The organism is Streptomyces sp. NPDC046759 (genome assembly GCF_040645475.1).
Lineage (GTDB): Bacteria > Actinomycetota > Actinomycetes > Streptomycetales > Streptomycetaceae > Streptomyces.
This window is the reverse complement of sequence record NZ_JBEYYJ010000004.1, coordinates 163,605-177,438: the sequence shown is the minus strand read 5'-3', so window position 1 is coordinate 177,438 and position 13,834 is coordinate 163,605. Positions and strand designations below refer to the sequence as shown.

Here is a 13,834-nt window from a genome sequence, read left to right as displayed (position 1 = left end):
GCCCGTCCCGGCCGTCCGGGCGTGCCTCCCGGGTCCGGCGCTCCGCCGCGCTGCGGTAATTCGCGCGACGGTGGGGGGTGCTTCGCGTACATCGCCGGTCGCCGAGCCCGGGCGAACGGCTGCCGGGCGCAGGGCCGAACGGCTGTCGGGCGAAGGGCAAGGGGAGGAGACCGGTGAGCACGTTCTTGATCGGCGGTGGCTGGGACACGGCCGAGGTGTACGAGCCGTTCGTCCGTGCGGTCGGCGGGGGCCGGAGGATCGGCTGTCTGATCGTCGACGAAGGGGACGGGACGACGCTGTTCGAGCGGTATGCCGAGGTGCTCCGCAAGGCGGGGCCGGACAGCACCCCGGTGCCGTTGCTGGTGCCGCTCGGGAGCCGGTTCGAGCCGGACGACGCGCTGGACGGGGTCGACGGACTGCTGGTGTGCGGTGGGCTGACGCCCGCCTACCAGGAGGCGCTGGCCGGCTGTCTGGAGCGGCTGCCCGCACTGCTCACCCGGCGCGGGATGCCGTACGCCGGCTTCTCCGCCGGGGCCGCCGTCGCCGCGCGGCGGGCCGTGGTCGGCGGGTGGCTGGCGGGGGGGGGCCGGTGTGCCCGGAAGAGAGCGGGGAGGACCTGGCCGAGGTGGAGGTACGGCCGGGGCTCGGCCTGGTGCCCTTCGCGGTGGACGTCCACGCCGCCCGGTGGGGGACGCTCGCGCGCCTGATCGCGACGGTCGGACAGGGATCGGCGCCCTACGGGGTCGCCCTCGACGAGAACACCCTGCTCGAGGTGGTGGGCGCGCAGGCCCGGGTCGCGGGCCTGGGGCGCGCCCATGTCGTACGGCCGGGCGGGGACGCAGGCGTCCTCGTGCGCTCCTTCGGCCCCGGGGAGGGCTTCGCCGTCGGCTAGGCCTCCGGGATGTCCCGCCCGCCCACCTTGCGGCCGACCGCGACAGGCGGGCGGGCAGGACCCCCGCCCTCTCAGATCGTGGCCGTGTCGATCACGAACCGGTAGCGGACATCGCTGGACAGCACCCGCTCGTACGCCTCGTTGATCTCGCCCGCGCCGATCAGCTCGATCTCCGCGCCCAGCCCGTGCTCGGCGCAGAAGTCCAGCATCTCCTGGGTCTCGGCGATGCCGCCGATGCCGGAGCTGCTCAGGCTGCGGCGGTGGCCGAAGAGGGACTGGAGCACGATCCGCACCGGCTCCTCGGGGAGGCCGACGTTGACCAGCGCGCCGTCGGTGCGCAGCAGGGACAGGTACGCGGCGAAGTCCAGCGGGGCGGAGACGGTGTTCAGGATCAGGTCGAACGTGCCCGCCAGCTCCTCGAAGGTCTTCGGATCGCTGGTGGCGTGGTAGTGGTCGGCGCCCAGCTTCAGGCCGTCGTCCTTCTTGCGCAGGGACTGGGACAGGACGGTCACCTCGGCGCCGAGCGCATGGGCGATCTTGACGGCCATGTGACCGAGACCGCCGAGGCCGACCACGGCGACCTTCTTGCCGGGGCCGGTGTTCCAGTGCTTCAGGGGGGAGTAGGTGGTGATGCCGGCGCAGAGCAGTGGGGCGGCCTCGTCCAGGGACAGGCCGTCGGGAATGCGGACGACGTAGTTCTCGTCGACGACGATCTTCTGCGCGTAGCCGCCGTAGGTGGGCTGCCCGTCCTTGCCGGTGTCGTTGTAGGTCCAGGTGGGGCCACCGCCCGTGCAGTACTGCTCCAGGCCGGCCTTGCAGTTGTCGCATTCACGGCAGGAGTCGACCATGCAGCCGACGCCCACCCGGTCGCCGACGGCGAACTTCGTCACGCCGGGGCCGACCTCGGAGACGACACCCGCGATCTCGTGACCGGGCACCATCGGGAAGGTGCCGGGGCGCCAGCCGTCCCGGGCCTGGTGGATGTCGGAGTGGCAGATACCGGCGAACTTGATGTCGATCAGGACGTCGAACTCGCCGACCGCGCGCCGCTCGATGGTGGTCCGCTCCAGCGGAGCCTTCGCGGCGGGCGCGGCGTACGCAGCAACAGTGGTCATGCCGGGGTTCTCCTAGCAGGGGTCCTCGTGGCCGGCTGTCTTGCGCCGGGCACCTTTACAGCCTCCCGCACCTCTCAGGAATCGCCCAGGTCACGGCTTTGCGTACGACTGCCGTGCGTACCACTGGCGGGGTCAGGCTGGCGTGCGTACGACCAGGAATACTGGACGTATGGAACGCAGGGACCCGGAGCCGGAAGCCGTTGCCGCCGCAGGGCACGGGCTGGACCGGCGGGCGGAGCTGAGCGAGTTCCTGCGCAGCCGGCGGGCCCGGCTGAAGCCGCAGGACGTGGGACTGGCGGACTTCGGGCGGCACCGGCGGGTGCCGGGGCTGCGCCGGGAGGAGCTGGCGCAGCTGGCCGGGGTGTCGGTGGCGTACTACACCCGGCTGGAACAGGGCAACGGGCGGAACGTCTCGGCGGAGGTCCTGGACTCGATCGCCCGGGCGCTGAGGCTGTCGGACGCCGAGCACGCGCATCTGACGCATCTGGCGAAGCCGAAGTCGCACAAGAAGAAGCCTGCGGCGCGGCAGCAGCAGGTACGCCTCGCGCTGCGGCAGCTGCTGGACACGATGGACGGCGTACCGGCGTACATCGCCGGGCGCCGCTCGGAGATCCTCGCCTGGAACCGGATGGCGGCGGCCCTCTTCGGCGACTGGGCGCAACTGCCGCCGGCGGAGCGCAACTGGGCGCGTCTGGTGTTCCTGCACCGGGACTACCGGGAGCTGTTCGTCGACTGGGAGCAGAAGGCGATCGACATCGTCTGCTCGCTGCGCATGGACGCGGGCTGCCATCCGGACGATCCGCGGCTGTCGGCGCTGGTCGGCGAGCTCTCCGTGAAGAGCGAGGAGTTCCGCCGGCTGTGGGCGACGTACGACGTCAAGGAGAAGAGCCACGGCGTGAAGTGCCTGCACCATCCGGTGGTGGGCGATCTCTCCCTGAACTTCGAGTCCTTCCGGCTGACCGGCGACACGGACCAGTCCCTGATCACCTACCACGCAGAACCGGGCTCCCCGTCCGCCGACTCCCTCCGCCTCCTCGCCAGCTGGGCGACGGACGCGAGCCACCCGGTACGGCCGGCCCAGTCGCCGACGTGACCCGTGGGAAACGGCCCGCCGGAAGCCGATGCCTCCGGCGGGCCGCTGGTGGTGAGGGCTACCGGCTCACTTGCCGAAGTACGCGTCGTAGATCGTGGTCTGCGACGTGTTGCCCTGCCTGTCGGTGATCTCGGAGCGGAAGGAGAGGGACTTGTCCTTCTGCGGGTTCTTCACGGTGATCCTGCCGTCGTGGACGTCGACCTTCTCGAAGGTCTTGCCGTCGTAGGAGACGTACACCGCGAGGGACTTCAGATTGCCGGCCGCCGCCGAGCCCTCGACGGTGACCGGGAAGGTGACCGTCCTGCCGGCCGGGACCCGGCTGTCCAGGCCGGTCATGGCCCCGTAGTGCAGGTCGGAGGCAGGGAGCTGGACGGCGTCGCCGGACGCCTTCTTGGAGCGGAAGGTCCAGGCCGCGTCGATCCGGGAGGAGACCCGGGCGACCTTCGCCGGGCGCGTGACCGAGGTGGTCAGCCTGTAGGCGGCGTCACCGGCCGGGACCTTGAAGGTCTTGTCACCGAAGAGCGGGTCGTCGGTGGAGCCGACCTCGACGCCGTTGCGGTACAGGGTCGTGTTCACCGAGCTGAACTCCGAGTATCCCGCGTGCTTGCCGGAGTCGGCGAACAGCGGCAGTGAACCGTAGATCTCGTTGCCGGCGCGGTACAGCCCGAGGTCCTTGTTGACGTGCGGGCCGAAGACCGCGGTGTTGACCGTCTTCGTGTAGGTGTGGCCGGCCTTGAAGGAGAACTCGCCGAGCGAGTACGCGGCCACGGGGATCGGGAAGCCGTCCTGGTCGCGCCCGCCGTCCTGGGCGAAGTCCAGGTCCCACAGGACGCCGCCGCCCGCGGACAGGTGCAGGGTGCGGGTGCCGGGCAGCTTCTGCTCGAGGCCGATGGAGGAGGCGCCCACGCTGCCGGGCAGCCAGCCGGTGGCGCTGATCGAGCCGGTGCTGCCGGTCGTGGCGGCGCCGAGCCCGGCCTTGACGGTGGCCAGCTCGCTCGCCCTGTAGTGCTTGGTGTAGCCGGTGGCGAGCCGCTTGACCTGGGCGCCGGAGGTGACGTCGTACTCCTCGGTCGAGCCCTTGCTCCAGTGGCTGTCCCACTGCTGGAACAGCCGGCCCGCGGGCAGCTGCGGGCCCAGGTGGGCGGTGCGGAAGTTCTTGTACGAGTCCATCAGCCAGCTGTAGCTGTACTGGTTGTCGCCGATGGTGAGGCCGAAGCCCGGCGAGGCGAACTCCGACTTCGCGCCCGGGGCCGGGACGGTGATGTCCACCGGCTCGGCCTTGCGGGCGTCGATCGTGACCGTCTGCTTCCTGGCGACGGTCAGCTTCGGCTGGGCGATCCAGTCGGTGCCCTTCAGGCCGTTCTTGTCCACGAAGACCGAGGAGTTGAGCAGGTACGTGCCCTTGGGCACGCGCACCTTCACCGTGCCGGACGGGTCGTACGGGCTGAGCTGTGTGCCGTTCGCCAGACCGGCCACACCGGTGAGGTCGGCGTTGTAGTACGGGGCCGGCTTGCCGTTGCGGCCGACGAACTTCAGCGTCACGTCGTACGACTCCACCTCGCGCTGCACCCCGGCGGCCGTGCGGACGGTCTGGCCGGCGCCGGTCGCGGTCACGTACGCGGAGTAGGCGCCGTCGAGGGTGCCGCCCAGCTTGGTGTCGGCGGTGAGGGCGACCGAGGCCTTCCCGTGCGCCGGTACCGTCACCTTGGTCGCGCCCAGCTTGAAGAAGCCCGACGGGGCCGCCTTGCCCTTGGGGTCGAGGGCGGTGCTGCTCAGGGTGAGCGTGACGTCCTTGTCACCGAGGTTGCGGTATGTGACCTTCTTGGTGACCGGCTTGTCGTCGGTGTGCGGCCACTGCTGCATCCCGAAGTTCACCGAGACCGGGTCGGCGATCACCGTCTGCTTGTAGGCCTTGTCGACGGCGATCCGGCCCGCGCCCTGCTGGAACGGCGTGTAGTCGCCGCCCTTGGCGGATCCGGTCAGGGCGCCCTTCAGCTCGGCGTAACCCCAGTCCGGGTGCTCCTGCTTGAGGATCGCGGCGGCGCCCGCGACGTGCGGGGTGGCCATCGAGGTGCCGGAGATGGTCAGGTAGCCCTCGGGCTTCTCGCCGACCTCCTTGTCGATGACGCTGCCCTTGGCCGCGGCGGCGGTGATGTCCACGCCGGGCGCGGTGACGTCCGGCTTGATGGCGTAGTCGCCGACGCGGGGTCCGGTGGAGGAGAAGTCGGCGAGCTTGTCCTTCTTGTCGACGGCGCCGACGGTGAGCGCGGCGTCCGCGCTGCCCGGCGAACCGATGGACTGCGGGCCGTCGTTGCCCGCGGCGATCGCGAACAGGATGCCCTTGGTGGCGGACAGCTTGTCGACCTCTGCCTCGAGCGGGTCGATGCCGGGGCTGTCGTAGCCGCCGAGGCTGAGGTTGACGACGGACGCGCCCTGGGAGGCCGCCCACTCCATCCCGGCGAGGATGCCGGAGTCGTCACCGGAGCCGGTGTCGTCCAGCACCTTGCCGTTGAGGATCCTGGCGTCCGGAGCGACACCCTTGTACTTGCCGCCCGACTTGGCGCCGGTGCCCGCCACGATGGAGGCGACGTGGGTGCCGTGCCCGAAGTGGTCGGTGGCGTCGGCGGCGGCGGAGAAGTTCTTGGACGCGACCACCTGGTCCTTGAGGTCCGGGTGGCTGGTGTCGACGCCGGTGTCCAGGACGGCGACCTTCACGCCCTTGCCGGTGTAGCCGGCCTTCCACGCGACCGGTGCGCCGATCTGCGGCACGGACTTGTCGAGCGCGGCCTTCCGGACGCCGTCGAGCCAGACGTGCGCGATGCCGGCGGCCGCCCTGCCGCCGTCGGTGACGGCGTGCCACAGCCCGGCGGTCTCCTTGACCGGCGCCTGCACCGCGTCGGCGTCCAGGGCGCCCAGGCTGCGGCGCAGATGGCCCGCCTTCCGGACGTCCGCCTTGGCTGCCGCGGCGGAGCCGGTGTAGCCGACGATGACCTTCAGGCCGTCCTTCTGGGCCCGGCGGGTGGCGGACTTGTTCAGTTCGGTGACGTCGAACAGGCGCTGGTCCAGCTTGCCGGAGGCCACCAGACGGGCCGCGTCGACCGGGACGACCAGCGTGTGGCCGTCGGTCCTGCGGACCTGGAAGGGTATGTGCTCACGGCCCCTGGCCCGCTCCAGGCCGACGATCCGGCCCTTGGCATCGAGGGCGACGCGGTCACCGGTGATGAGCGTGACATGGGTCTTCGCGGTGAGCGCGGAGGCGGCTGCCGGGGCGCGCTCGGCGGGCTTCGCCGACGCCGGGCTGGTCATACCCGCTGCGAGGGCGACGGCTGCGGCCGTGGCCACACTGGCCGCAGCAGCTCTCTTCACTTGTCTGCGCAAGATCTCCCCCTGGAGATGGTGGACCGGGCGAATTCCCCGTTCACCCGGCCGGGAGGAGTCTCGTACGTGTGCACGACACCCCCCGGGATCACGCAGTATGCCGGGGGTGATCAGACGGCTCAATAGATGAAAGGACGGTAAGAAAGAGCGACGGGAAACTGTAACGCCATGGGCGGGCCACCGTTACACAACCGCGAAGTCCCCCTAGGACAGGCGGTGTTGCAGCCCGTCAGGCGCCGGCGTTCTCCCTTACCGTGATCTTTCCCTTGCGGATGGTGGCGAGCCGCGGGGCCTTCTTCGCGATCGAGGAGTCGTGGGTGACCATGATGAACGTCAGCCCGTGCTCCATCCACAGGCGTTCGAGCACGTCCATGATCTCGTCCCGCATGCTCTCGTCGAGGTTGCCGGTCGGCTCGACGGCGAGCAGCACCTTGGGCTTCTTCACCACGGCCCGGGCGATGGCCACGCGCTGCTGCTGCCCGCCGGACATCTCCCCGGGGAGGTGGGCGAGGCGTTCGCCGAGGCCGACGGAGTTCAGCGCCTCGGCCGCGAGTTCGCGGCGTTCCCGCACCTTGATGCCGAGCGGGACGAGAGCCGTCTCCACGTTCTCCTGGGCGGTGAGGGTGGGGATGAGGTTGAAGGACTGGAAGACGAAGCCGATGCTCTCGCTGCGGACGGCGGTCAGCCGGGCTTCGCTGAGCTTGGCCAGGTCGACGCCGTCCAGGACGACTTCGCCCGAGGAGGGGCGGTCGAGACCGCCGAGCATCTGCAGCAGGGTGGACTTCCCGCCGCCGGTGGGGCCCTGGATGACGAGCCGGTCCCCGTCGCCGATGGTCAGGTCCACGCCGTCCAGGGCGTGGACGGTGTCCTTGCCGCGTGTGTAGTGCTTGGTCACGTTGTCGAGTTCGTACATGGTGGCTCCTGGGGAGGGTTCGGAGGTGGTGCGCTTCGTCGTCGAGTGCGGTGATCGGGGGTCGCTCGCCCGGTTCGCCGCGCCCCGTCAGGGCGCTTGGCTACTCGACCCGGCGCAGCGCGTCCGCCGGACGAAGCCGGGACGCGCGCCAGCCGCCGAACGCTCCGGCGATCAGGCCGCCCGCCACCGCGAGGCCCACCGCCAGGGCGATGGTCGTCACGCTCACCGGGGCGGTGAGGGCGACCTCCAGGGTCCTCGCCGCCCGGCGGCCGGGGAAGCCACCGCCGCCGAAGCCGCCGCCGGCCCCGCCGAAGCCACCGCCGCCGAAGCCGCCCCCGCCGCCCGTACCGCCGCCCAACTGGGCCTGCAGCGTCGGGCTGACGGCCGTGACGGCGTACGCGCCCGCGAGGCCGAGAGCGATGCCGAGGACGCCACCGACCAGGCCGTGGACGAGGGCCTCGCCGGCCACCTGCAGGGTCACCCGGCCGGACTTCCAGCCCAGCGCCTTGAGCGTGCCGAACTCGCGGACGCGGCGGGAGACCGCCGAGGAGGTGAGCAGGCCGGCGACCAGGAACGCGGCCGCCAGCACCGCGATGGACAGCCACTTGCCAACCTTGGTGGCCAGGGAGGAGGCCGTGGACAGCGAGCCGGAGACCGTCTTGGCGAGGTCGGAGGAGGTGGTGACCGTCGTACCGGAGACGTTCTTCTGGATCGCGCGCTTCACCGAGTCGATCTGCTGGGAGCCGGTCGCCTTGACGTAGATCGTGGTGACCTCGTCCTTCTCGTCGGCGAGGGTCTGTGCCTGCCGCAGCGGGATGTACAGGTCGGCCGCGGAGTCGCCGCTGTCGGCCGTGGCGATGCCGATGATCGTGAACTTGGTGCCCTTGACGGTGACGGTCGAACCGACCTCGTACCTCTTCTCCTTGGCGTAGGCCGAGTCCGCGACGGCCACCTCGGCATCCGTCTCGGTGGTCTTGAAGGTCCGGCCGCTGGTGAGCTTCGAGGAGGTCAGCGGGCCGATCCCGGTGTGGGTGACGTCGGTGCCGCAGACCGTGTACTGGTTGATGTCGAAGTTGGCGCCGCCACCCTTGACCTCACCCTGCGGCTGCCCACCGCCGCGCCGGAACCCACCGCCGCCGCTCTGCTCGAACCGGCCGCGGGTGAACCGGCCGTTGACGCGGAAGACGTTGAGGCTGAGCCCGCCGGCGGCCTGCGACACACCCGTCTGACCCGCGACCCTGCCCACCGTCGAGGAGGGCAGCGTGGTGAAGCCCTGCACCATGACCCGGTCGCTGCTCTGGGAGGACTTGTCGTCGTTGCCCCGTGCGCCGAACTGGAAGCGGGGCCGCTGCGAGGTGCCGCCACTCGGCGTCTGCGCCTTGGTGACCGTCATGTCCGTGCCCAGGCCGTACAGCGACTGCAGGACCTTGTCCTGGGCCTTCCCCATGCCGCTCGACACGGAGTCGACCACGATGACCAGCGCGATGCCCAGGGCGAGACCGGAGGCGACGACGAGGGCCGCCTTTCTGCGGCGGCGCAGTTCGCGCCTCAGGTAGGTGAAGAACATGGACGCAAGCTAGGAACGGACCGTGACGGCACGCTAAGTCCGGCATAAAAGAAAGATGAGAACGAGAACGCTGTGGGCCGGCCCGTGAAGGGCCCGGAAACGCCGGTGCCGCCCACGAGGGGCGGCACCGGGAAGCTGTGGGCGAACCGTCAGACGGCCGAACCCGCCTTCCACTGGGACCAGTCCAGGTTCCAGCCGTTGAGGCCGTTGTCCGGGGAGACCGTCTTGTCGCCGGTGTTCTGGACGACGACCACGTCACCGATGAGGGAGTGGCTGTAGAACCAGGCGGCCGGGGTGTTCGCGTCGCCGGCGCCCTTGACGTCCTGCAGGCCGACGCAGCCGTGGCTGGTGTTGACGCTGCCGAAGACGGACGGCGCGCCCCAGTAGTTGCCGTGGATGAAGGTGCCGGAGTTGGTCAGGCGCATGGCGTGCGGCACGTCCTTGATGTCGTACTCGCCCTTGCCGTCGGAGTCCTTGAAGCCGACCGTCGCACCGTTCATCCGGGTCTGGGTGAACTTCTCGGAGATCACCATCTGGCCCTCGTACGTGGTGTGCTCGGGGGCGCCGGCGGAGATCGGGATGGTCTTGATGACCTTGCCGTCCTGCGTGACCTTCATCTGGTGGGTCTTCGCGTCGACGTAGGAGACCTGGTTGCGGCCGATGTGAAAGGTGACCGTCTTCTGCTGGACGCCGTGGAGGCCGGGCGCGCCCTCGACGCCGTCGAGCGCCAGCTTGAGGGTGACGGTGGAGCCTTCCTTCCAGTACTGCTCAGGGCGGCAGTCCATGCGGTTGGCGCTGAACCAGTGGCAGGCGACGTCCTGGCCGCTGCTGGAGCTGACCGTGATGCCCTTCTGCACGGCCGCCTTGTTGGTGATCGCCTTGTCGAAGTTGATCGAGACCGGCATGCCGACACCGACCGTGGCGCCGTTGTCCGGGGTGAAGGTGCCGATGAAGCTGTTGGCCGGGGAGACCGTGGTGAAGGAGGCGTTCTCGTGGGCTATGCGGCCCTGGGAGTCCTTGGCCTCCGCCGCGATCTTGTAGGTGGTGGAGCGCTCCAGCTGGGTGCTGGGCTTCCAGCTCTTCTTGTCGGCGGAGAGCTGACCGGCGACGGCCTGGCCGGCCTCGGTGGTCATGGTGACGCCGGTGAGGGAGCCCTTGGTGACGGTGACGGTGCCGGAGTTGTTGATCGACGCGTTGTCCGAGCCGTCCTTCGGCGTGACCGTGATCTGCGCCTCCGAGGACTTCTTGGCCGCCGCCTCGTCCGCCTGGGCCTGCGAGCTGTCGCCGGAGGACGCCTTGGTCTTGCCACCACCGCCGGAACAGCCCGTGAGGGCCAGGACGCCGCCGAGCAGAGCGGACGCGGCCATCAGGACCTGGCGCCGCTTACTGTCCGTCATCACACGCTTCTCCATCGTTGCCGAGTCGCCGGAAAACCCCGAGTGTCCCCGTAAGAACGTTCAACGCTACGGCCGTGTCGTCCCGTTCCACATCCACTGCTTCTGTGGGCCACACCACGTCCGGGCGTGAACGGTGCGGGAGTCGGTCCGTGCGTCCCCCCGGGACGACGAAACCCCGGACGGCGGTTGCCGTCCGGGGTCAGGAGTTCCCCGCGACGCTCAGCCGATGCCGTCCTCTTCGTCGTCGCCCCCATCATCCTCGTCGAGTTCCCAGTCGGGCGAGTCGGGGTCGTAGTCGATGCGCTCGCTCGACCAGGACGCCTGCTGGAGCTCCACTCCGGGAACCTCGCTGACCAGGTCGAACGGGTCGACGAGATAGGCGAGGGCCTCGGCGGTGTCTTCCGTCACAGCGCCCTCGGCGTGGGCCCGTTCCTCCTCCGGCAGCTCAGGATCGGCGGCGATCCGGCTCAGCGCGGCCTTGGTCACCTCGTCCCCTTCCTGCACCTCGAGGACCAGCTCCACACGAAGCCGTACAAAACGTGATGTCTCTTCAGCGCTCATGGCGGGAGCGTACGACCGAAACCCCCCGTGACTTTCCTGTGACCCGCGACTTTCACTAACATCGCTCCCCACGGCCAATTCGCCAGCGTCACAAGGGGATCGATATTCCGTGTCATCCGCTCGCCGTCCGCTGCTGACCGCCACCGCCGCGGGCACCCTGCTGTGCGCGCTGTGGTTCGTCCCGTCCGCGAAGGCCTCGCAGGTCTCCCCGGCGGACTCCGCGATGAGAACGAGCACGTCACAGTCCTCGTCGGCACGGGTCGCCCAGCAGGCCTCGGCGGTGTCGCAGGCGACCGCGGAGACGGCGCGGGAAGCCGCGGACGACACCGAACTCGCCGACACCGGAAGCGTCGACACCACGCCGTACGTCGTCGGCGGGACCCTCTTCCTCGGGCTGGGCGCCGCCTTCGTCGTCTACTCCGTGCGCCGCGAACGCCTGGGCCTTTAATTTCCCTTGACGAGTCCTTGACGGTACCCACATAGTTCGCCCCATGAAGAGATCATCGGGCGTGCGGCTGTGCGCCACCGCGGTCGTGGGTGCACTGTCGCTCGCCCTTGTCACGGGGTGTTCCGGAAAGAATGCGGCGGAGCCTGCCGCGAAGGCGCACAGCACCGCCGAGTTGAAGAAGCTGATCATCGCCGAGGGCGAGGTGCCCGGGTACAAGGTGGGGCCGGTGCCGGCCACCCGGTCCCGGGCCATCACCGCGGACAGCGCGCCGTGCCGGCCGCTGGTCCGCGTGATGAGCGCGCTTCCGCCGGCCGACGCGGCGGCCAGGACGGGCCGCCTGGCCATGGAGAACCGGAAGAAGTCCCCCTCGGCCAAGCCGACCTCGCTGGACGACCTCGACGAGAAGAAGGTCGAGGAAGCGATGCGTACGTCCCTGGACCGGGACGTCACCACGGTCACCCTGGCCTCGTACGACGGGGACGGCGCCGAGAAGGCCCTCGCGTCGGTCTCCACGGCCGTCAAGGCCTGTGCGGGCGGATTCTCCGGCAGGCAGGCGGGGTCGAAGCTGCGGTTCACCAAGGTCGCCGAGGAGAAGGCGACGGGTGCCGGGGACGGGTCGGTGGCGTTCACCGCGACCATGGACTCCGGCGACGGGGACGCGGCGCCCGTGCACGCCGAGGTCGTCCGGCTCGGGAGCACCCTGTCGGTGTACTTCACGTCGAACCTGGGCGCGATGATGGCCAAGAAGGCCTACGCGGTGTCGCCGGAGGTCGTCAAGGCCCAGCAGGCCAAGTTGAAATGACCCGGCGACAGGGGCCCGACCGTGCGGGGCCCCTGTCCTGGTGCCAAGACGTTACTGCAGCGGGCCGGTGACCGACTCCGCAGCGGCGACGAGGTGCCCGCCGCGGACGAACGCGTCGGCGGCGGCCAGGTCGGGTGCCAGGAAGCGGTCCGGGCCCGGGCCCTGCACACCGGCTGCACGCAGGGCCTCGATGACGGCCTGCGAGGCGGGCGCCGGGGTCAGGCCCTCGCGCAGCTCCACCGCGCGGGTGGCCGCGTACAGCTCCACGGCGATGATCCGGGTGAGGTTGCCGACGGCGGTGCGCAGCTTGCGCGCGGCCGACCAGCCCATGGACACGTGGTCCTCCTGCATGGCGGAGGACGGGATGGAGTCCGCGGACGCCGGTACGGCGAGCCTCTTCATCTCACTCACCAGCGCGGCCTGCGTGTACTGGGCGATCATCAGGCCCGAGTCGACACCGGCGTCGTCGGCGAGGAACGGCGGCAGGCCGTGGCTGCGGTTCTTGTCCAGCAGCCGGTCGGTGCGGCGCTCGGCGATGGACCCGAGGTCGGCTGCGGCGATGGCGACGAAGTCCAGGACGTAGGCGACCGGGGCGCCGTGGAAGTTGCCGTTGGACTCCACGCGGCCGTCGGGCAGCACCACCGGGTTGTCGACGGCGGAGGCCAGCTCGCGCTCGGCGACGAGCCGGGCGTGCGCGAGGGTGTCGCGTCCGGCGCCCGCGACCTGCGGGGCGCAGCGCACCGAGTAGGCGTCCTGGACGCGCGGGGCGTCGTCCTGGTGGTGCCCCGTGAGCTGCGAACCCTTCAGCACCGCCAGCATGTTGGCGGCGGAGGCGCCCTGGCCCGGGTGCGGGCGGATGGCGTGCAGCTCGGGCGCGAGCACCTTGTCCGTGCCGAGCAGCGCCTCGAGGCTGAGGGCGGCGGTGATGTCGGCCGACTTGTAGAGGGTGTCGAGGTCGGCGAGGGCCATGATCAGCATGCCGAGCATGCCGTCGGTGCCGTTGAGGAGGGCGAGACCCTCCTTCTCGCGCAGTTCGACCGGCTGGATCCCGTGCTCGGCGAGCAGTTCGCCGGCGGGCCGGACGACCCCGTCGGGGCCCTCGGCCTCGCCCTCGCCCATGAGGGCCAGGGCGCAGTGGGACAGCGGGGCCAGGTCGCCGGAGCAGCCGAGGGAGCCGTACTCGTGCACGACCGGGGTGATTCCGGCGTTCAGCACGTCGGCCATGGTCTGCGCGACCTCGGGCCGGACGCCGGTGTGCCCGGAGCAGACGGTCTTCAGCCTGAGGAACATCAGCGCCCGTACGACCTCGCGCTCGACCCTCGGGCCCATGCCGGCGGCGTGCGAGCGGACGATGTTGCGCTGCAGCTGGGCGCGCAGTTCCTGGCTGATGTGCCGGGTCGCCAGAGCGCCGAAGCCGGTGGAGACGCCGTAGACCGGCTCCGGCTTGGCCGCCAGCGCGTCCACGATCTCACGGGCCGCCGCGAGGGCCGTCACCGCATCCGCCGACAGTTCGACGCGCGCACCGCCGCGCGCCACGGCGAGCACGTCGGACGCCGTGACACCCGACGTCCCCACCACCACAGTGTGCATATCCATATTCAGGAGCGTACGCATTGAATGCGGAGATGTCACTAGTGGTGCACGGGAGTGACCCTTACCGATCCGTGT

The 13,834-nt window shown here is 70.4% G+C and carries 12 protein-coding genes; 5 read left to right on the top strand and 7 right to left on the bottom strand.

All coding sequences use genetic code 11. The features are described 5' to 3' along the window. The first annotated feature begins 173 nt into the window (after window positions 1-173). Window positions 174-707 (top strand): hypothetical protein, encoded by a 534-nt coding sequence (locus ABZ919_RS07430; protein ID WP_361243774.1) that lies wholly within the window; start codon window positions 174-176, stop codon window positions 705-707. After that, on the top strand, window positions 665-892 hold the full coding sequence (locus ABZ919_RS07425; RefSeq protein ID WP_361243772.1) for a hypothetical protein: 228 nt from the start codon (window positions 665-667) through the stop codon (window positions 890-892). Before ABZ919_RS07430 ends, ABZ919_RS07425 begins: the two co-directional genes overlap by 43 nt. 71 nt (window positions 893-963) lie before the next feature. Here ABZ919_RS07425 and ABZ919_RS07420 read toward each other — a convergent pair whose 3' ends face one another. Then, the gene (locus ABZ919_RS07420; protein ID WP_361243770.1) at window positions 964-2,007 is read right to left on the bottom strand and encodes an NAD(P)-dependent alcohol dehydrogenase; all 1,044 of its coding nucleotides are present in this window, start codon (window positions 2,005-2,007) and stop codon (window positions 964-966) included. 169 nt (window positions 2,008-2,176) lie between these two features. On the opposite strand from ABZ919_RS07420, the gene ABZ919_RS07415 reads away from it, so the two are divergent. Further along, complete coding sequence (locus ABZ919_RS07415; protein ID WP_361243768.1) at window positions 2,177-3,100, top strand: helix-turn-helix transcriptional regulator; 924 nt, start codon at window positions 2,177-2,179, stop codon at window positions 3,098-3,100. 66 nt (window positions 3,101-3,166) lie between these two features. Here ABZ919_RS07415 and ABZ919_RS07410 read toward each other — a convergent pair whose 3' ends face one another. The 5 genes from ABZ919_RS07410 to ABZ919_RS07390 form a co-directional block, all read right to left on the bottom strand. Then, a complete protein-coding gene (locus tag ABZ919_RS07410; protein ID WP_361243766.1) occupies window positions 3,167-6,406 on the bottom strand; it encodes a S8 family peptidase in 3,240 nt (1,079 codons plus the stop codon). A 301-nt stretch (window positions 6,407-6,707) separates the two neighbouring features. Beyond that, entirely contained in the window at window positions 6,708-7,391 is a 684-nt protein-coding gene (locus ABZ919_RS07405) for an ABC transporter ATP-binding protein (RefSeq protein ID WP_361243764.1), read from the bottom strand. A gap of 100 nt (window positions 7,392-7,491) precedes the next feature. Next, window positions 7,492-8,958 (bottom strand): ABC transporter permease, encoded by a 1,467-nt coding sequence (locus ABZ919_RS07400; protein WP_361243763.1) that lies wholly within the window; start codon window positions 8,956-8,958, stop codon window positions 7,492-7,494. Window positions 8,959-9,107: 149 nt separating this feature from the next. Further along, window positions 9,108-10,355 (bottom strand): Ig-like domain-containing protein, encoded by a 1,248-nt coding sequence (locus ABZ919_RS07395; RefSeq protein WP_361243761.1) that lies wholly within the window; start codon window positions 10,353-10,355, stop codon window positions 9,108-9,110. A gap of 219 nt (window positions 10,356-10,574) precedes the next feature. Further along, window positions 10,575-10,916 carry a hypothetical protein gene (locus tag ABZ919_RS07390; RefSeq protein WP_361243759.1) on the bottom strand — a complete coding sequence of 114 codons (342 nt, stop codon included), beginning with the start codon at window positions 10,914-10,916 and terminating at the stop codon, window positions 10,575-10,577. A gap of 109 nt (window positions 10,917-11,025) precedes the next feature. On the opposite strand from ABZ919_RS07390, the gene ABZ919_RS07385 reads away from it, so the two are divergent. Continuing rightward, entirely contained in the window at window positions 11,026-11,364 is a 339-nt protein-coding gene (locus tag ABZ919_RS07385; protein WP_361243757.1) for a hypothetical protein, read from the top strand. 43 nt (window positions 11,365-11,407) lie between these two features. Then, the gene (locus ABZ919_RS07380) at window positions 11,408-12,166 is read left to right on the top strand and encodes a hypothetical protein (RefSeq protein ID WP_361243755.1); all 759 of its coding nucleotides are present in this window, start codon (window positions 11,408-11,410) and stop codon (window positions 12,164-12,166) included. Window positions 12,167-12,217: 51 nt separating this feature from the next. Here the strand turns inward: ABZ919_RS07380 and hutH are convergent, their stop codons facing one another. Further along, window positions 12,218-13,756: a histidine ammonia-lyase gene (hutH, locus tag ABZ919_RS07375; RefSeq protein ID WP_361244089.1), complete on the bottom strand. Its 1,539-nt coding sequence runs from the start codon at window positions 13,754-13,756 to the stop codon at window positions 12,218-12,220. Window positions 13,757-13,834 lie beyond the last annotated feature (78 nt).

Bases quoted from the DNA above. Each gene is read 5' to 3' on its own strand.
- ABZ919_RS07420 (WP_361243770.1), bottom strand. From the start codon at position 2,007: ATGACCACTGTTGCTGCGTACGCCGCGCCCGCCGCGAAGGCTCCGCTG.
- ABZ919_RS07415 (WP_361243768.1), top strand. From the start codon at position 2,177: ATGGAACGCAGGGACCCGGAGCCGGAAGCCGTTGCCGCCGCAGGGCAC.
- ABZ919_RS07410 (WP_361243766.1), bottom strand. From the start codon at position 6,406: ATGACCAGCCCGGCGTCGGCGAAGCCCGCCGAGCGCGCCCCGGCAGCC.
- ABZ919_RS07405 (WP_361243764.1), bottom strand. From the start codon at position 7,391: ATGTACGAACTCGACAACGTGACCAAGCACTACACACGCGGCAAGGAC.
- ABZ919_RS07400 (WP_361243763.1), bottom strand. From the start codon at position 8,958: ATGTTCTTCACCTACCTGAGGCGCGAACTGCGCCGCCGCAGAAAGGCG.
- ABZ919_RS07395 (WP_361243761.1), bottom strand. From the start codon at position 10,355: ATGACGGACAGTAAGCGGCGCCAGGTCCTGATGGCCGCGTCCGCTCTG.
- ABZ919_RS07390 (WP_361243759.1), bottom strand. From the start codon at position 10,916: ATGAGCGCTGAAGAGACATCACGTTTTGTACGGCTTCGTGTGGAGCTG.
- ABZ919_RS07380 (WP_361243755.1), top strand. From the start codon at position 11,408: ATGAAGAGATCATCGGGCGTGCGGCTGTGCGCCACCGCGGTCGTGGGT.
- hutH (WP_361244089.1), bottom strand. From the start codon at position 13,756: ATGCACACTGTGGTGGTGGGGACGTCGGGTGTCACGGCGTCCGACGTG.